This is a genomic window from Neobacillus sp. FSL H8-0543 (assembly GCF_038592905.1).
In the GTDB taxonomy this organism is placed as follows: Bacteria; Bacillota; Bacilli; order Bacillales; family Cytobacillaceae; genus Neobacillus.
Window position 1 is genome coordinate 462,172 of the sequence record NZ_CP151943.1, and the last position, 18,761, is coordinate 480,932.

Below are 18,761 nucleotides of genomic sequence, written 5' to 3' on the forward strand. Positions count from 1 at the left end.
TTTAGTTAATTGTATGAACAGATTTATGTTTCTTTCGTTATATTTAAGAATAAACAGCCCGAAAAAAAAACAGACACGCGTGTGTCTGTTTTATTTACTAACAACTTTTAAGTTTTCTAAGTCCTTATCACTTTCCGCTAGATTTTGGAAGTATCCTTCTAAATCATGTTCAAAGACAAATTCCAATACCCGTTTCGCTTCTTCAACTCGGCTTAGCAGCGCTAAATAACAAGCTTTATTGTAATGCGCCAGCAGATTATCAGATTCGAATTGAAGGACAAAATTATTTATTTCAAGTGCCTTTTCGACTTCATTTAATTGCCTTAATGTCAATCCAAGCCCTATTCTAATGTCTGAATCGTAAGGATGATAGACCAGTGCGTTTTCAAGCAGTTCCTTCGCTTCCAAATAACGCCCTTGGGCATTGTATAATTGTCCTAAACGGGAATGCGCATTGCTTTCGAAGGGATTCACGTCAATAATCCTCTTTATTCGTTCTTCTGCTTCTTCCGTATCTCCTAATTCACACATACATAGGGCAGTTAAATACTGCAGATGCGTGTCACTCCGGTCTGAATTTAATTGACGTTCAAACAACGGAAGTGCAGATTGATAATTTTCTATAGTTAAGAAGTTCATAGCTAACTGATAGGCAATCCGATCATCCCAATGTTGCTTTAATATTTTTTGTAATATTTTTATCGCTTCTTCTGCAAGATCGAAATTTTCATAGAATTTAGCAAACCGGCTGACAGCCGCCAGATTGCTATTATCCAATTTTATCGCTAACTCATATAACTCAATAATTGAACCAAAAATCGAAATTTGCTTCGTGCGATTCTTTAATTTACGAACAAAACGACTAAAGACATTACCTTCCCCAATGTCAGTCCAGTTTATTTTCGAAATGTATTGTTGACCTGCTTCGGCAGATAATAAAAATCTCGAACTTTTCACTTCCTTCTTACCTTTTAAGGCATGGAGGAAAGCGGGCAAGCTAGACCATTTATTCGCTTCAGCAGTATAGAATATTAATGATTGGTAGATCCCTTCATCATCAGGATACTTATTTAATAGAATCTCAAGTATGGCATCTGTCCTTTCCCAATTTTTCGTTTTGATAAACAGCTTCATTTGGTGGTGTATCAGCTCAGGATGATCCGGTTCTATCGCGAGCGCTGAAGCAAGATACTCCTCTTCCTCAGAAATTCTTCCAAGTGCACCATAAACATATGACACGGCATCAAGCTGCCATATCTTCGAGTCGGCTCCTTCTAAAAATTGGAGCTTGTTTAATAATTGATTTAGCCCTTCCTCATCCAAAATAGAGGCTAAGTATTCTATATTTACACTAAGGGGCGAAAGTTCAAGGATACTTAAAAGGTATTCCGCTTCATCCTCATGCTTCCCTTCAATACCGGCTATTTCTGCCAGTCTCTCTAAAGCAGACTCAATCTGTTTATCAAGCCCTATGCACTGTTTAAAAGCATCGGCGGCAAGGCCGTACTGTCCGATTTTAAAGTAAACCTCACCTAGGCGATAATAGGAATAAGCATTCTCCCTGACCTTTAAGGCAGATTGATAGCACTCAATCGCAAATGAAAATTGAAGCTGTTCTTCATATAATGAACCCTGATAGCAAGCATACTCAATTAGATGCGGATTTTCAGCAAACTTCAACCCCAGGAAATTTATTGCACGATCAATTAAAGATGACTCTTCCACCATTCTCACATAATGCTCTAAAGCTTCAGTTAAGTTTCCTTGAATCTTGCTTATCCCTTCCTCAACGAGTTGAAGTCCTTCCTCGAGTAATGGAACACTATCCTTTTCTTTTGCCCATTTTGCAAGCAACTCGCCGCTATTAATTAAATACTCACTATCATCTTCAAAACGGGGCAAATGATTTTTAATAAATTCAACGGCTTCTTCTTTATTAATAATCATTTCAGCCAATCCTATATAAGCAAACCGTTCATCAGGAAATAATTCGATACACGTTTGAAAATAGTGACTTGCTGCAGTGGTATCATCATACTCCCGGTAATACTCTCCCAGTCGGACATAAAGCTGAGGGGAATTAGCCGAATCAAGCCCTGACAATAGTAGTTCTTCTGCCAGCAAGGGCTGTTCAAACTCATATTCATAAAGGTCGGCTGCAGCAAGGTAGGAATATGGAACATGGTTATCTAGTTTGATAGACAGTAAATAACCCCTCATCGCCTTCCTAAGCTTTCCAAGCCGCTGATCAAGACGCGCTCGTTCATACCAGGCATGGCCATCTGCTGGTTCATCCCTAATCAGTCGGTTATAAATCTGACGAGCCTCCTCGTACTCTTCCTTTTCAATTAACACGGCCGCATGATTGATACGGACAAACCGATCCTTGGGTGCTAGCTCCATACTAATCATTGAATAGTACTCTGCCTTATTAATATCCTCATTATAAAGATACGACAAGGCGAGATAGCTCCAGGTATAATATTGATCATAGTCGATTTGCAGAGATTTTCTAAAGTAGTTAATCGCTTCCTGCATTTCAGAAAAATAAAGAGCAATTCGCCCATTTAAAAAGTGATAGAGCGGACTGAAGGTTTTTCGAACGGTATGCTTTAACTGCTCTCGTGACTGCTCCATTTTTTGCAGACGCATATAAGCCTGGGCAATATGTAAATTCATAAAATCATTATTCGGGTAAAGCTCCAAAAGTTTCTCAATACATTGAAGGATGAAATCACTATATTCCTCAAAGGAAAAATGCTTGACAACATATATGGCTGTATAAGGAACATCCAGGTTTTCTTTGAGAAACTGAAAAAACAACTCCTTGTACTGGTCCTCCTCTTCCTCCAGCTTCTCACCTAAATAATTGATCGTTCGGAAATACTGGTTCTCCTCCGTTGATAGAAAGGCTAACTCAGCAGCCCTTTCCTTTGGCACACAGACAATCGACATATAGCTCGTTGCCACATTTACTTTTTCAAGGTCTTCGCTTGACAAATAAATCGTTTCAAGCATATTCGGGTCTTGAATATGATAAAAATCAAAACGGCTGTCATACCCTGTCATAAGCTGAACATGCGAAGAATGTTCAAAATCAACGCTTAACAGAACTGGGATATTCTTCGCCAACAATGTTTGATAATGCTCTTTTTTCCCGATGAAGTAACGACATTCATATCCAATGCTTTCGAGATAATTGACGGTTGTCGACAGCTTCGAGCCGGTAAAGTCGAAAATATGGCCAGCAATTTCATCCTGAGTGATATTCATTCCGTAGAAAGTCAGAATCATCTCTAAGCTTGCTGGTACACAATAATTGCTTTTTTGAATAATTGGGTTGATATCCAGTTTTGTTAACATACCTTGTTGATTTTTCATTCTAAAAAGGGAATTCTTTTTCTCATGAGTAAAAGCTTTGAGACGATCAAAATCAGCAAGTTGATAATAAGCAATTTCCGTTAAATGGTGAAAATACCGTACAAACGCATGCTCAGGGATTTTTTCATTCAATACCTGGATTACTTCTAACAGTTTTGTTGGCATTCCTAGGTCTCGAAAGCGCTTTGCCTTTTCTAACTGAAAGGAAGGTGTTTCCGGGTAAAGCTTTTCACCCTTTTCAATTAGCTCTAAGGATTCCTTAAGCTCGCCATTGGCTGCCAGCAAATCTGCTAACAGTAAATAACAAATCCGCCCTTTTTCCTCCGTCTCCATGCCTTTTGTTAGATACTCCCGGGCGCGCTCTCTATTTCCTAATTGTATATATACATACCCAAGCTTATCTTCAATCGGCCTTGGTGATTGTTTAATTTTTTCAAGTAAAAGTTCTGCCTCTTTTACTCGTTTCATCTCTAGCAAACAACGAAGCTTGCAAAAATAAATCCTCTCTATTTGTTCACTATGGTGAATACCTTCACTATTTTCAGCGATTGCATTTGAAATGAGTTCATCTGCTTCGATTAATTTCCCTTGATCCAAAAGCTCTTCGCAATACCAGGAAATCGTTACTAGATTGGGATATCTGCGGTAGGCATAGCGAGTAATAAAGGAACTTATGTGAAACATTAAGAAATGGTCTGTCAAACGAACCATCACCTGAAATTCCTCTACAGAATCAATCCTTAGTAATTCCGCTTTAAACTCAGAAAAACGAAGGTTTTTTAACCGATATATTTCTTTATTTACTATAGTTAAGGCTTGGTCATATTCCCTTTTTTCATACAAGGCTTTTAGCTGCGCTATAATAGTCATTATCCACCTCTCACTTTGGCACGCAATATGTTTTACCTATAGCATATTAAAAAATGGCATAAAATTCTATAGCAGATGCAAATCTGTCTTTTACTTTTCGAAATGATTATTATAGAATACACTTAGATTTATATAAGGAAGGTCCTAATGAATATATCGAGAAAAAACCAAGCAATAAGGAAAGAATTATCAACCATACAATTAATTGTTATTTTCTACTTATCAGCATTAATCATTTCCACACTTCTAATATTGATTCCAATTGCACACAAAGATGGTGTATCTTTAAGTTTTATAGACGCCCTGTTTACGTCTGCAAGTGCGATTAGTGTAACAGGACTTTCGGTAATCTCCCTTAAAGATACCTTTAGTAACTTCGGAATCTTCCTATTATGTATAATTCTCCAATTAGGCGGCTTAGGGGTTATGAGTTTGAGTACCTTCATCTGGGTGATGATCGGTAAAAAAGTGGGCTTACGGGAAAGACAACTACTTATGATTGACCAAAATCAATCTAAATTATCTGGACTCGTTCATCTAGCTAAAAGGATTTTTATCATTTTTATTTCTTTCGAAGTAATTGGTGGTGTTATTTTAGGAATTCGCTTCCTAGATTATTTTGAACGTCCGATAACAGCATTTAAACATGGATTATTTGCTTCCATTAGTGCCACAACAAATGCTGGATTTGATATTACAAATGAATCTCTTATTAGGTTTAATTCAGACTACTTTGTTCAAACAGTAGTTATGTTCTTAATTATCTTCGGCGCCATCGGTTTTCCCGTTATCGTCGAAATTTATGAATTCTTTATAAGTCTTAAAAGTAAGAAAAGATTTCACTTTTCCCTGTTTACTAAGTTAACTACCTCTACTTTTATCATCTTAACAGTAATAGGGGCAATTTTAATTTATTTACTTGATAGTCAAAACTTTTTCACAGGAAAACCGTGGCATGAATCCTTTTTTTACTCACTATTTAATTCGGTAACAACTAAAAGTGCTGGATTAGCGACAATGGATTTAAATGAATTAACATCAAGTAATCAGCTTTTCCTCTCAATCTTAATGTTTATTGGCGGATCTCCTAGCAGTGCAAGTGGTGGAATCCGGACAACAACCTTTGCGATCATTATATTGGCTATTATATATTATGCACAGGGAAAAGGGACCATTAAAATATTTAGGAGAGAATTACATAACGAGGATATTTTAAAATCCTTTATTGTTTTAACAACAGCAGTCATGCTCTGTTTAACCTCGATATTAATTCTCTCTGTTACAGAGAATGGAACGATAATAGAAGTGATTTTCGAAGTTAACTCTGCATTTGGTACCAATGGGTTGTCTATGGGCTTAACACCTAGATTATCAACATTTGGAAAGGTCCTCATCATTCTATTAATGTTTATAGGAAGAGTCGGAATCGTTTCTTGTTTACTTATTTTAAGAGGTAAAGGGAATAGTGCCGAGAAAATCCACTATCCAAAAGAAAAAGTTACAATCGGATAAGTCCATTATAGTGCGCTAAGACAGGATAAGTCAGAGGGATATTTAGAAAATATCCCTTTTTGTTACTGAAATCCCTGATTTCCACTTATTTTCGTAGATAAATAAAAAACCCGCTAGTAAGCGGGTTTAGGCCATGATTGTTTCTAATTTACGTTCGTTGGTATGTTTTTTTTCGATAATGTCTCGGGCAATCCAGACGCCACAAGCGCTGGCTTGTGCAAGCCCGCGGGTAATTCCGGCTCCGTCACCGCCAACATACAAACCGCTGATCTCTGATTCGAAGCGGTCATTTAGTTTCGGTCTAGCAGAGTAGAACTTTGCTTCAACACCATAAAATAGAGTGTGTTCCGAAGCGAAACCAGGTGAAACCTGATTTAGTGCCTCGGTCATCTCAATTAAGCTTTTAAGTGTATTATAAGGAAGGACTAAGCCAAGGTCGCCAGGTACCGCTTCTTTAAGGGTCGGCTCAATGAAGCCTTCTTTAATCCTTCTGTCAGTCGATCTTCTACCTTTTAAAATATCGCCATATTTTTGTACGATTAATCCGCCGTTTGAAAGGCTGTTAGCCAGACGGGAAACTTCATGCGCGTATTCATTGGGTTTATCAAAGGGCTCCGAAAATGTATGTGATACAAGTAAGGCTAAGTTCGTATTTGGACTTCCAAGCTTCGGATCTTTGTAAGCATGACCGTTAGCAAGCATGATCCCAGAGTGATTTTCAACGACCACATGTCCTGAAGGATTGCTGCAAAAAGTCCGTACTCGTGTTCCAACTGAAGTATTGAAAACAAATTTCCCTTCATATAAATGATCATTTATTTCCTGCATGACGATATTTGAAGTCTCCACACGAACACCAATATCCACTTGATTACTGATCATGCGCAAACGGCGTTTCTTTAGTACCTCAGTCAGCCATTTGGAACCGTCCCTACCCGGTGTAATTACTACCTTGTCTGCATAAATATTCTGATCATTCTTCAGCATAATTCCCTGTATCCGGTGCCCATCGGCTGTTTTTTCCGTAATTAAATCTTCTACTTCGGTTTTAAAAACCATTTCTATTTTCGTATTTAAGTATTCATAGATATTTTTCATAATTTGTAGGTTTTGTTCTGTGCCAAGATGACGTACTTGGGCACGTAATAGCTTTAAGCCAGCTGCATAGCCTCGACGTTCAATATCTTTTACTGCATCCGTAAGTGGATCAGTAATGCTATCTGTTGCCCCGTGGGATAAATTAATACCGTCAACATAACGAATTAACTCTATGACCTCGGAATCTGGCAGATAATCCGTCATCCAGCCGCCAAATTCACTTGTTATATTAAACTTTCCATCTGAATATGCGCCTGCACCGCCAAAACCACTTGTAATCGAACAAGCAGGCAGACATCCTGCAAATTCCTTTTTCCCAGCAGCAGGAGGGCATTTCTCGATTTTATTTTGTAAAATTGGACAATTCCTCCGATAAATATCATGCCCTTTATCCACTAACAACACCTTTGCGTTCGGCATTTTTAGTGTAAGTTCATAGCAGGCGAAAATCCCTGCGGGTCCGGCACCCACCACAATTACATCATATCTATTTTCCATTGTCCAATACCTCCAAGACGAATTTGCTTTAACCAACGGTAAATATATCAGACTTTTTCCACACAGTCAACACCAAACACGAACTATTACTTATACACCAAATATAATGTTCGTCTTTAGGTTGTTTGTCTGAAAATATAAAAAAGGCTGACTAAGAGGAAAGTCCCTCCTTAGTCAGCCTTTTTAATGCTATTAACACCAGCTCGCACCAATAATTATTAATAAAATAAACAGTACTACGATTAATGCGAAACTGTTAAATCCGCATCCTACAGGGGCTGCATAACCATATCCATATCCACAGCCACAACCATCATATCCATAATGCATTCCTCAATCACTCCTTGAGATTTTGTACTTTACATTGTTACTTTATGTAGTAGGTACTTGACCTGTATGTGCGTTCGCCTATATTATGAATTACAATCAAAAAATTTGTGGGTGATAATGAATGAAAGCAGTATTAAAGAATTTTATTAATGGTATTTTGACAATTGTTCCAATTATTCTTGTAATCTTTGTCATCTATAAAACCTTTCTATTCCTAGACGGCCTGCTTGGAAACACATTGAAACCATATTTAGAGGAAGATTACATTCCAGGGATTGGCTTGTTGACTACGATTATCTTAATTACCCTTTTAGGCTGGTTATCTACGAAATTTGTAACTGGGACGATAATCAAATTAATTGATGCTTTGCTTGAAAAAATTCCAGTCGTAAAAACAATTTATTCAGTTATCAAAGACACAGTTCAATCTTTTCTTGGTGAGAAAAAGTCTTTTTCGAAGGTTGCGCTAGTAGTCATACCAGGCACAGAAATGAGAAGTATGGGGTTTGTAACTTCTGAGCAATTAGAAAATTTTTATAGCCCGCTAAAAGACCATGTTGCTGTTTATGTCCCGCAAACGTTTCAGGTCGCTGGATTTACGTTCTTAATTCCTAAGGAACAGGTTGAAATCATTGATGTGAAACCTGAGGATGCAATGAAATTTATCCTATCTGGCGGGATGACATCCACTTCAAAGCAAAAAAGCCAATAAAAAATAGCCGCAATATGCGGCTATTTACTTTTCATCAAAAAACTTTGAATATGCTCCATAGCCTTCTTCTTCCAACTGTTCTTTCGGGATAAATTTTAAGGCAGCCGAATTAATACAGTATCGCAAACCGTTAGGACCTGGACCGTCATCAAATACATGGCCCAAATGGGAGTCTGCTGATTTACTTCGAACCTCTGTTCGCACCATAAAATGGCTAGTGTCGGTTTTTTCGACTACTTCTTCGTCTTCTATCGGCTTGGTAAAACTAGGCCAGCCACAGCCAGCGTCATATTTATCAAGAGAACTAAACAGCGGCTTACCAGAAACGAGATCCACGTAAATACCATCTCTAGTTTCATTCCAATATTCATTTCTAAACGGCGGCTCTGTACCATTGTTTTGTGTTACCTCGTATTGAATTGGATTTAATTCCTTCTTCAACTGTTCCTTATTTTTCAATTTGATCGCCCCAATGCTCTTTAATAAAACCAGCCCGGCCTGAACCGACATGATATCCTTCATAATGCAATCGATTTTTCTTATAGTAATGCTGATGATACTCTTCTGCACGATAGAAGGTCTGTGCTGGTAAGATTGGTGTTACCACTGGTTTGTTAAAACGGCCACTTTCTTGTAAGGCATGTTTTGATTCCTCGGCAAGACTTTTCTGAATTTCATTGTGGTAAAAAATCGCGGTTTGATAGGATTGACCACGGTCGTGAAATTGACCACCCGTATCGGTTGGATCAATTTGCTGCCAAAATAATTCTAAAAGCTTTTCATATGAAAAAATATCCGGATTAAAGGTAATTTGGACGGCTTCATAGTGGCCGGTTGCCTCGGTACAAACTTGTTCATATGTTGGATTTTCGACTGTACCGCCTGTATATCCGGAAATGACACTGATAATTCCTGGCTGTTCATCGAACGGCTTGACCATGCACCAAAAACAACCGCCCGCAAACGTCGCCAATTGGTTAGTAACTTCCACACTCCCACTCCTTCATTCGTATTGAATAAAAGTATACAGAAAATGAGCTCAAAAATACAATTTCCAACTCCTGTATAGTATATTTACCCAGACAAAAACCCGAACCAATTCTGGTTCGGGTTACTATTAAAACTTCTTCTTCTGCCTCATTTGCTTGGTTATATTCTTCCACTTATTTTTCACTTCAGTTTGTGCACGTTTGTCGGCCTTACGTTCAATATAGCTTAGCTCTTTTTGGAGCTTGTTATAGCTAGTAAGCCTTTCGGGGGCTAGCGCTCCCTCTACAATTGCACCAACAACAGCACAGCCTGGCTCATCGGTATGCTGGCAGTCCCTGAATCGGCACTCCTCGGCCAATTCATCAATATCTGAGAAGGTTTCTGAAAGGCCATCAGAGCTTTCCCATAGCTGTAGCTCACGCATTCCTGGTGTATCGATTAAGATACTACCATTTGGAAGTTGGATTAACTCCCGATGTGTCGTTGTATGCCGCCCTTTATCATCGGCTCTACGGATTTCTTGGACAACCTGCTTTTCATCACCTAATAATCGGTTGGTCAGCGTTGATTTACCTACCCCGGAAGAACCAAGGAGGGCAATTGTTTTACCAGGCTGCAAATACGGACCTAGCTGCTCTAGCCCGCTCATCGTTTCTGCACTAATCGGAATAACCGGAACGCCCCCAAAGGCAATCGCTTGAACGACAGAAAGCTTTTCCTCAATATTTGCACAAAGGTCCGCTTTACTTAAGATAATTACCGGATTGGCACCGCTCTCCCAGGCTAACAACAGATAGCGTTCCATTCTTCTTAAATTAAGGTCATCATTAAGCGAATTGACCAGAAAGATGGTATCGACGTTCGCTGCAACAATTTGTTCCTCAGCCGTCCTGCCCGCTGATTTTCTTGAAAATTTACTAAATCGAGGCAATACCGAATAGATGCTTCCTTTTCCTTCCTCCGTCCTGGGCTTTAGAATCACCCAGTCGCCAACAGCAGGGTAATCTTCCCGATTGACTGCATCAAAGCTAAATTTCCCTGTAACCTCGCACAGCAACTCTCCTTGTTCTGTCCATACACGATACATCCGTTTGTGTTCTAAGGCCACGCGGCCAATTATCATTTCTTCATTATGTTTTAAACGATCAAAGTCATTTTTCAGGTTTTTCGTTAATCCCATTGCTTCTAAATTCATTCATTATTCCTCCAAAAAGTAATATAAAAAAACCACAGGCACACACAGCCCGCGGTTAATTCACATCAAAGAATAATGAATAGAAATCCCCTACTTAGAGAATCCTCGGGCTGTGCAAACAGTATTGAAATTAGAGACAATTAATGTATTTTCAAGTACCATAATGCTTCACCCGCTTTCCGATATATTTGTATTTATTATATGTTTAATTTATCTATTTGTAAATAAAAAGGGGAAAAAAACCAGTTTTAGACACCTACCTATTTAATCTTGAATAAATTAGTATGTAGAAAGGAGCGAGAATAATGTCCTCAAAAAGAAATACTTCTGATTATCTTCAAAGGGCTTCCATGTATGATTTGTTAGCCCAATATTATAAATACACCAATCCTAACTTACACATCAATTACTATTTAAAACACATGAACAATGTGAATAAGGCTTTGAAAATGAGAAACAACCAGCAGCAGCCCTTGGCGGATCCAATGGTTCGTTTCCTGCACACTTCCCCTAATGCTCCAAATATCGACATTTATATCAATGGTCAGCTTACATTGAAAAACCTTCCATTCAAGCAAATAAGCACTTATTTTTCATTGAAGGCAGGTAAATACCATATAGATATTTATCCAACAGGAAATATGGTAGATAGTGTTCTTAATAAGAAGATTACGGTTGAACCAGGCAAGTCATATACTCTTGCGGCCATTGACCCTATTAATAAGTTACGTTTACTCGTATATAACGCTGAACCTGCCGTGCCTGCAAATGAATCAAAAATCCGCTTTATCCATTTAGCAAAGGATTTACAGCCAATGGATTTTGCTGTGAAGGACCGTGACGTTGTCTTTCCTAATGTTAGCTACAAAAAAGCATCTGATTATTTAGGAATTACACCGATGACTGTGGATCTGGAACTTAGGGAGACAGGAACAAAAAATGTAACTCTCTCCATTCCAAAGGCGCAATTCATGCCAAATGAAACGTATTCTATCATCTTAATTTCCAATGATAATCCAGAAGTAATAATTATCAAAGATTAGATTTTTCACAAAAAAGGTGCCATGCATGACGAATGCTGGCACCTTATTCTACTGGAACTAATAAAGTAAATGAGATATTATTATTTTTCAAATCAAACTCATTCGCCTGTATTTTAATATCACTTTTAATTTTCAATTGCTGCATATTCACATAAACCAGTTTATCATTTGGGAGGATATCTACACCCTTCGGCAACTTATAATTATCACGAATAAACTTGAGAACATACGAGACTGGTAAATCCATGCTTCCGATAGAAATCGACTTTTGTTTTAAAACTAAATCACCATTGTCCAGCGCTTCCGGCTCAAAGGTTAGCTTCAAATTCAATTGCTGGCTGAAAAACGGCAATGTCCCGTGCAGTTCTACTTCATCGCGCAATTGGACCTGATATTCGATAGGTGAATCAGCAATTTCTTTTTCCATGTATTGATTAATAAGCTTATTTAAATCTGCTTTATTTGATTTAACCTCAAATGTAACATGGTCGCCCTTAAGTTCCGTATGTTGAATCTCCTCCTGATCTACAGGCATCATTAGCATAATCAACAGACTTATAATAATTAACAGGTTGATTCCTAATAAAAGGAGGAATCCACTTTTCCATTTATTTTTCATAGAGAGTTAATTCTCCTCTTTACTAACCATATAGGCATTCTTTATTAAATCAGGCAATGTGCGTTCTTCCAATGTTGTTTTTAAACGCTCAGCAATTAGTTCATAGCCCCGATCATTCGGATGAAAATTATCCGAGTACAAAAGATCTTCAGCAGGATTTAAGAATAAATCCTCTATAGAAACGAAGTAGGCATTTGAATAACTAGCAATTACTCTTTGACCAGCCTCATTCCAATCATTAACAATCTGATTTAGCTCCTCAACTTCTGCAAACCATTGTGAAAATGGATTATATAGCCCCACTAAAACAATTGATGCATACGGATTTGCTTTATTTATTGTATTCATTATCTCATATAAATTATCAATGTATAATTTTCTAGCTTCCTCAAAGGCCGAAAGCTGTAAATTCGCAAAATTTTCTTGAGCTACTTTCATAATATCATTGCCGCCGATTGTAAGTATGACTAAATCAGTATCAGGAAGTGCCGCTTGCATTTCTTGAGATTTAAGTCTTTTCAATAATTGGGTTGTACGATTTCCTTGTACACCAAAATTCAAGAAATCTACATCCTTTATTCCCTTTTCATCCTCGAGCAAAGTTCTTAAGTAAGGCAGGTATCCGCCATTTTTGGTACTATCGCCAACACCCTGTGTTAAAGAATCACCGGCAGAAAGAACCGTCAGTTCCTGTGGCACAAAATCAGCTGGAACTTCTTCATAGACGACTGCAGCAGCCCTCTTTTCCTGGTGAAACTCGAAGCGATCGGTTTGACTGCACGAACTTAAGAAAAACGTCGAGAGAATAAGAAGCGTGAAAACCCTTTTCAACTTTTTCACCTACCCTCTAATCTAAAGTTATTATAACACGACAAAAATAATTCAAAACAAGTTAGTATTATATATTATTCATCGCAAAAAAAATAGACCATTGAAATGGTCTATTGCAATGTTTTTATATCGCTGATAATTTCTTCTTCCGGCATATCACTTAAACCCGAATAGATTTTTTTAATATTACCATCAGGGGCAATAAGGTAAATATAGGTTTGGTGGATTACTTGATCGCCTTCTTCTGGTTTTTTCACAATTGTTTTGAAGGTTTCCATTGCATACTCTTCAATAAACGCTTGGGAATAGCCTGTTAGAAAGTTCCAGTTTTTTGTATCCAATTCATATAGATCGATATAGGCAGATAACTTTACTGGAATATCTACTGTCGGGTCTACACTAAAAGAAACAAACTCAACATTTTTTAAGTTCTCTTCTTTGACCAACTTTTGCAGCTTGGCCATATTAGCTGTCATTGGAATACAAACATCTGCACAATTTGTAAAGATGAAATCCGCAATCCAAATCTTCCCATCTAAGTTTTTCTTTTCGAAGGACTCACCTTTTTGATTTGTAGCTGTAAAATCAGCAACAGGGTAGTCCACCCCATTCTCAATCCCCTTTTGTCCACAAGCCGACAATATCAATGTGCCTAAAAGAAATAAAACCAACCAATAACGATGCTTCATATCATCACCCGCAACCTTTTTTCTTTTCCAACTAGTGAATAGTGTAACAAAGTTTTAAAAAAGAAGAAAGGAATCTACTCATTATTCAATAGCACCTGTTTTTACAATCTTATTGTTCACTTTTATTTCAAAGGTTGCATCCTTATATTTTTCTCTCCATTCCTTAGCCGTTGGTGGTTTTCCACGAAACTGGGTAAAGTATTCATTTCCAAAACCTATAGGATCAACCTGTTTCTTTTGAAACCTTAAGATCAAATTCTTAATTTCTCTTTCCAATTCCTTGCCGATTTCTTTTTGGATAAATTTCATATTGTCAGGTGTGGATAAGTCTATTGCCTCTGTTGCTTCCAATAATCTTGATTCTAGATTTACATCGACCTTGAAATGGAGTTTTTCTTTATCAACTAATTTGATTTTTGCATGGCTACGAATATTATCAATATTGATAAACATCTTATTGTAAACCTTCTTATCATCCATACCCTCTTTATGCTTAATAATTTTGTTGAATTTCTCACGTTTAAATCCCATTTCATGTGTTCCCGATCTATAATTATCTAATAAAATTTTGAGATAGAAGAGTTTTTCACTTTCTAATTCATCAATATAGCGATCATCTTGGAACAGCGCCACTCCAGTTATGATGACATTATCTTTCTTAATTTTAAGAATTGGTAAAACCGGATCCTGCCCTCGGTCACTAAATTTATGATTAAATTCATGCAGGGTCGGCGAGATTAGCTGTTCACTTTCAACATTCTGCTGAATTACATTGTACAAATAGGTCCCGAGATTGACCTTTAATTTATCCATATCAATTTGCATGATTTCTGAAGCTTTATCATCGGCCACCGTTAAATAGACCATATTTCCAATCGCCGGGTCACGGTTTAAGGAATCGACAAGCTGATTGATTCCCTTTTTCGCCAAATCCTTACTGTAAATCGCACAGCGAAGCTGGCCGGATACTAGTTTTTGATCTGTTTCAAGGTTTTGCTTCTGCATAATTGCCTTACTTGTATTAGACTCAGCCGTAATCACCTTGGTCACACTTTCTGCAAGTGGATCGAATTTGTGGATAACCACGCTCCCTTTAATAGTATTAGCCTGTTCCAAATCATAACCTACCGCCGTTATTAATCCCAATTTTTCTAATTGTTTGGACTGAACGCAACCGGTCATACAGAAGACACATGAAAAAATCACAATCAGCCTTTTCCATTTAGGATGATTCAGCATTTGATTTTTTCCTCCTAATTAACCACTTTTTTATAAAGACAATGATGGATAGCATTACAGGGTAGCAAAAGGCCAGCAAAAAACCTGCTTGTGCAACAATATCTGTTACAGTATTCATTTGATATCTAATTTTTATGAAAAAGGAGGCTCCAAAAGTAAGGAGAGCAATAATCAGGATCCCCCATTTTTGCTTCCCATGTAAAATTCTTGAAAATCCCTTTGATGCTGACCATAAGTAAAGACACATATTAGGTAAAATTATCAGCATCCAGAAGGAAACAGCAATAAACTCAAACCTCTCTAAATTAGGAAGACGAACAATTTTAAACATAGATAATACTGGCCAGATAATTCTCTCAAGACTGTCTGAAGCAAAGAACATGATGGCAACGAGAGTGACAATGGTAGAAAGGAGGGTGGTATAAAGATTTCCTAATTGTGCAAACAGCAATACTTTCTTTTTTTCTTTAACGAATGGATAGATGAACAGGATTAGTTCAAAACCCATCATCGAGAGGGTTGTACTCTTTATTCCCTTAAGAAGATGTGGTATTTCGGTATTCATAATTGGAAACACGTGAGTTGTGTCCACATAACGCATGGGTACAAGAAGAATTAAAGCTAGCCACGCCGTACCAACCACGGAGAGAAAGGCGACACCGACAAGGATTCGAATGCCACCAAAGACAGCATAAACGGTTAATAAAATAAGAACCAACGCTAATTGCCATGAAGGTAAATTCGGGAAAATCCATACCTGGACAATTTCTATATAATTCATTAAAATAACGAAAAAACTGGCAGTTAAATAAATCATATAGACAATACTTAAGAAATTCCCGACCCACTTACCGAAAACATCTACATGAATGCCATATAAATCCGCACTGTCATATTGTTTCAGCATAATTATCATGAACCACAATACTACCGCAGTGATTACTCCAGCAAGAAATACAGCAATCCAACCATCATGCTTCGCTTCTAAATATACAATTCTTGGAAGACCTATCAATCCCACCCCGGATTGCACGGAATGAATGATAAAAAAGAGCAGAAAGGCGTTAAACAATATGCTCTCCTTCGGTTGTAAGTTCACCTTCATATTATTAGCTCCTATTCATCTACATCCTTTTTACTTACCTTATTTGGAGAGAATCTTTCATCATCTACAGTGTGGTTTGTTAATGGTCGTTTAGACAGATATTGGGGTGGTAATCTGAAAAAACTATGCCCTAGATCCTTCCATCTGAACGGATATATGGGTGAGAGATATGGCACACCTAACGTGTTTAGTTTCAAGAGGTGAATGATGAAAAAGCAAAAGGAAACCATGATGCCTATTCCTCCCCAAATACCCGCACTAATAATAATCGGAAAACGAATCATCCTTATCGCAGTACCCATTAAATAACTAGGAGTGGTAAATGAGCCAAGCGCACTAAGAGCAATAATAATTATTAAAATATTGCTTGTGAAACCTGCGTCGACCGCTGCCTGCCCAATAACAATACCGCCTACGATACCCATTGTTTGACCGACTTTTGTTGGGAGCCTAGCCCCTGCTTCACGTAAAAGCTCAATAAAAAATTCAAGAAGAAGTGCTTCAAAAACAGGCGGAAAGGGAACATTCGATCTTGATTGTCCCAATGAAACAAGTAATGGCGATGGAATTACCTCATAATGGTAAGTCAAAACGGCAACATAGGCAGGTGTTAGGAGAACGGATAATAAAGCTGCAAATAAACGTAAAATGCGTAGACTCATCCCCATATTCCACCGCATATACACATCCTCTGTTGATTCAAAAAAGGTAAAGAACGGAGTTGGGCCGTATAAGGCATCAGGACTCCGGTCCATTAAGACAACCACTTTACCACTCATCAAGGCAATCGTGATACGATCAGGAAGCTCTGTAGTCGCCAATTGTGGAAAAACAGACCAGCTATTATTTTCAATCAATTGTCCAAGGACAGTACTGCCTGGCACATGATCAATCTCAAGTTGACTTATTTTCTCTCGAAAGGCATTCACATTATTCTCATCGGCAATGTCTTTAATATAGACGATTTTCCCATTTGTTTTTGATCTTTTACCAACAGTAAAATCTTCCATGCATAAATTAAGATCTTTAATGTTATGCCTTAAAATATTTACATTGCCAATGAGCGATTCTGTAAAGGCAATTTTCGGACCATAGACAAGCGATTCCGTTTCTGCCTTTTCAAGCCCTCGTTCAACTGTACTACCAACATTAGCAAGTAATCCAAAGGGCTGACCTTCGGGATAAATATATACCTTCCCTTCATTTATTCCTTCGACAACCTCAGTTAATTGATTGACAGCAGATATATCTGAAATAGGAAGTATTTGAGCAATCGCTTCACTTTCCCATTCCGTTTCGATATTGCTTTGGATAGGTTCAATGACAAAGTCATCAAGTGTGGTTTTGTCAGTTAAACTGCTCATAAAGCAAAAAACTAACCGTTGCCCATCTCTTTTTAGGTTTCTAAAAACAAGGTCAGAACCAACATTCAATCCACTTTTTATTTGTTCCTTCAATTCATCTATATTTAAGCTATGTGCTTTCGAGCCTTCTTTGGACTTTTTTCCATTTAACCATTTGAACATCAGCAACACCTTTAACCTGTCATTTTTTTTTAGCTTTACCAGAAAATCTATTTTTACCCATTATTGGTTGTTTGCTTAGAAGATTAATGTGAACATAAGGAAAAAGCAAGAAGGTTTGTTGATGAAGCCAGTTGTGGTATAATGAACAGGTATTCATTTTTAGAACATTGTGAATAATATATTAAAGGGGAGGTGTCACCAATGGAGCGAATCGGTCCGATTATGATTATAGAAGGTCCACATAACAGTAAAATACCGTACTCAAGAAGTCTTTACATTGATTGTCCAGACAAGGTGTTGATTGATACTGGTGCGGATCCCCAGGCACTTCTAGCAGTTGAACAGCAATATGGAGTCGACTTGGTGATTAATACCCATTACCATCCTGACCATACATTGCATAACTATCTATTTAAAAATGCACAAAAATGGATTAATCCGATTGAATATGAAACAGTGCAATCGATTGAGGGAATTGCCAAAGGAAATGGCATATATCAAGAATGGGGACCTATTGGAGTGGAGGCATTTCAAAAAAACCTTCCAGCGAAATGGGTAAATAGCCTTGGCGAAATAACGGGAAGCTATCTATACGAGCAGGAATATTTGTTTGGCGATGTGAAAGTCATCTTTAAGCACACTCCTGGTCATACAAAAGGGTATACTTCCCCCTACTTCCCTGACTTAGGCATTGTCTTTGTCGGTGATTTTGATATGACTAGTTTTGGTCCGTGGTATTTCGGAACAGACGGTGATATTGATGAGTTTATTTCGTCGAGCAAGCGCTTGCTCAACATGGATGCAGATACGTTCATTACCGGACACCAAAAAGGATTGTTCACTAAACAGGAATTTCATGCAGCGATGGAAAAATATCTAGCCGTTATTGATTTTCGCGACGAAACCATAGAAAAATATGTGCAGCAGGGGCTAAATTTCGAGGAGCTGACTAATATCGGAATTTTCTATCCGAAAAAACTGTTAGACAAAAACCTCATTCTTAAAACCTGGGAACGTAGTGGCATTCGCAAACACCTAATACGGCTTGGATATACGGTAAAGGAAGCAGAAATCAAAATGGCAAGATAGAAGGAATGGTGACTGGCACCATTCCCTTACTTTT

The 18,761-nt window shown here is 37.8% G+C and carries 16 protein-coding genes; 4 read left to right on the forward strand and 12 right to left on the reverse strand.

Features of this window, described 5'->3' with window-relative positions; all coding sequences use genetic code 11:
- Window positions 1-90: 90 nt before the first annotated feature.
- Window positions 91-4,251, reverse strand: coding sequence for a tetratricopeptide repeat protein (locus tag NSS81_RS02455; protein WP_342431975.1), 4,161 nt, complete (start codon window positions 4,249-4,251; stop codon window positions 91-93).
- A gap of 147 nt (window positions 4,252-4,398) precedes the next feature.
- Here NSS81_RS02455 and NSS81_RS02460 point away from each other — a divergent pair, with 147 nt between their 5' ends.
- Window positions 4,399-5,763, forward strand: a complete 1,365-nt coding sequence (locus tag NSS81_RS02460) for a TrkH family potassium uptake protein (RefSeq protein WP_342431976.1) — start codon at window positions 4,399-4,401, stop codon at window positions 5,761-5,763.
- A gap of 126 nt (window positions 5,764-5,889) precedes the next feature.
- Here the strand turns inward: NSS81_RS02460 and NSS81_RS02465 are convergent, their stop codons facing one another.
- On the reverse strand, window positions 5,890-7,359 hold the full coding sequence (locus NSS81_RS02465; RefSeq protein ID WP_342431977.1) for an NAD(P)/FAD-dependent oxidoreductase: 1,470 nt from the start codon (window positions 7,357-7,359) through the stop codon (window positions 5,890-5,892).
- A gap of 192 nt (window positions 7,360-7,551) precedes the next feature.
- Entirely contained in the window at window positions 7,552-7,689 is a 138-nt protein-coding gene (locus NSS81_RS02470; protein WP_342431978.1) for a YjcZ family sporulation protein, read from the reverse strand.
- Between the two features lie 121 nt (window positions 7,690-7,810).
- Here NSS81_RS02470 and NSS81_RS02475 point away from each other — a divergent pair, with 121 nt between their 5' ends.
- A complete protein-coding gene (locus NSS81_RS02475) occupies window positions 7,811-8,401 on the forward strand; it encodes a DUF502 domain-containing protein (RefSeq protein WP_342431979.1) in 591 nt (196 codons plus the stop codon).
- A 24-nt stretch (window positions 8,402-8,425) separates the two neighbouring features.
- Here the strand turns inward: NSS81_RS02475 and msrB are convergent, their stop codons facing one another.
- The 3 genes from msrB to rsgA all read right to left on the reverse strand — a co-directional run bounded on the left by msrB (window position 8,426) and on the right by rsgA (window position 10,586).
- On the reverse strand, window positions 8,426-8,860 hold the full coding sequence (gene msrB, locus NSS81_RS02480; RefSeq protein ID WP_342431980.1) for a peptide-methionine (R)-S-oxide reductase MsrB: 435 nt from the start codon (window positions 8,858-8,860) through the stop codon (window positions 8,426-8,428).
- Entirely contained in the window at window positions 8,850-9,392 is a 543-nt protein-coding gene (msrA, locus tag NSS81_RS02485; protein ID WP_342431981.1) for a peptide-methionine (S)-S-oxide reductase MsrA, read from the reverse strand. The genes msrB and msrA overlap by 11 nt, the downstream gene beginning before the upstream one ends.
- A gap of 126 nt (window positions 9,393-9,518) precedes the next feature.
- The gene (rsgA, locus tag NSS81_RS02490) at window positions 9,519-10,586 is read right to left on the reverse strand and encodes a ribosome small subunit-dependent GTPase A (protein ID WP_342431982.1); all 1,068 of its coding nucleotides are present in this window, start codon (window positions 10,584-10,586) and stop codon (window positions 9,519-9,521) included.
- A gap of 305 nt (window positions 10,587-10,891) precedes the next feature.
- Between rsgA and NSS81_RS02495 the strand changes: the two genes are divergently transcribed.
- The gene (locus tag NSS81_RS02495) at window positions 10,892-11,629 is read left to right on the forward strand and encodes a DUF4397 domain-containing protein (protein ID WP_342431983.1); all 738 of its coding nucleotides are present in this window, start codon (window positions 10,892-10,894) and stop codon (window positions 11,627-11,629) included.
- A 43-nt stretch (window positions 11,630-11,672) separates the two neighbouring features.
- Here NSS81_RS02495 and NSS81_RS02500 read toward each other — a convergent pair whose 3' ends face one another.
- The 6 genes from NSS81_RS02500 to NSS81_RS02525 form a co-directional block, all read right to left on the reverse strand.
- Window positions 11,673-12,248 carry a YpmS family protein gene (locus NSS81_RS02500; RefSeq protein ID WP_342431984.1) on the reverse strand — a complete coding sequence of 192 codons (576 nt, stop codon included), beginning with the start codon at window positions 12,246-12,248 and terminating at the stop codon, window positions 11,673-11,675.
- A gap of 6 nt (window positions 12,249-12,254) precedes the next feature.
- Window positions 12,255-13,088 carry an SGNH/GDSL hydrolase family protein gene (locus tag NSS81_RS02505; protein ID WP_342431985.1) on the reverse strand — a complete coding sequence of 278 codons (834 nt, stop codon included), beginning with the start codon at window positions 13,086-13,088 and terminating at the stop codon, window positions 12,255-12,257.
- A gap of 101 nt (window positions 13,089-13,189) precedes the next feature.
- On the reverse strand, window positions 13,190-13,768 hold the full coding sequence (locus NSS81_RS02510) for an SCO family protein (protein ID WP_342431986.1): 579 nt from the start codon (window positions 13,766-13,768) through the stop codon (window positions 13,190-13,192).
- Between the two features lie 81 nt (window positions 13,769-13,849).
- A complete protein-coding gene (locus tag NSS81_RS02515; protein WP_342431987.1) occupies window positions 13,850-15,007 on the reverse strand; it encodes a Ger(x)C family spore germination protein in 1,158 nt (385 codons plus the stop codon).
- Complete coding sequence (locus tag NSS81_RS02520; protein WP_342431988.1) at window positions 14,991-16,112, reverse strand: GerAB/ArcD/ProY family transporter; 1,122 nt, start codon at window positions 16,110-16,112, stop codon at window positions 14,991-14,993. Before NSS81_RS02520 ends, NSS81_RS02515 begins: the two co-directional genes overlap by 17 nt.
- Window positions 16,113-16,123: 11 nt before the next feature.
- Window positions 16,124-17,638, reverse strand: a complete 1,515-nt coding sequence (locus tag NSS81_RS02525; protein WP_342431989.1) for a spore germination protein — start codon at window positions 17,636-17,638, stop codon at window positions 16,124-16,126.
- A gap of 201 nt (window positions 17,639-17,839) precedes the next feature.
- Here NSS81_RS02525 and NSS81_RS02530 point away from each other — a divergent pair, with 201 nt between their 5' ends.
- Window positions 17,840-18,727 (forward strand): MBL fold metallo-hydrolase, encoded by an 888-nt coding sequence (locus tag NSS81_RS02530; RefSeq protein ID WP_342431990.1) that lies wholly within the window; start codon window positions 17,840-17,842, stop codon window positions 18,725-18,727.
- Window positions 18,728-18,761: the final 34 nt, after the last annotated feature.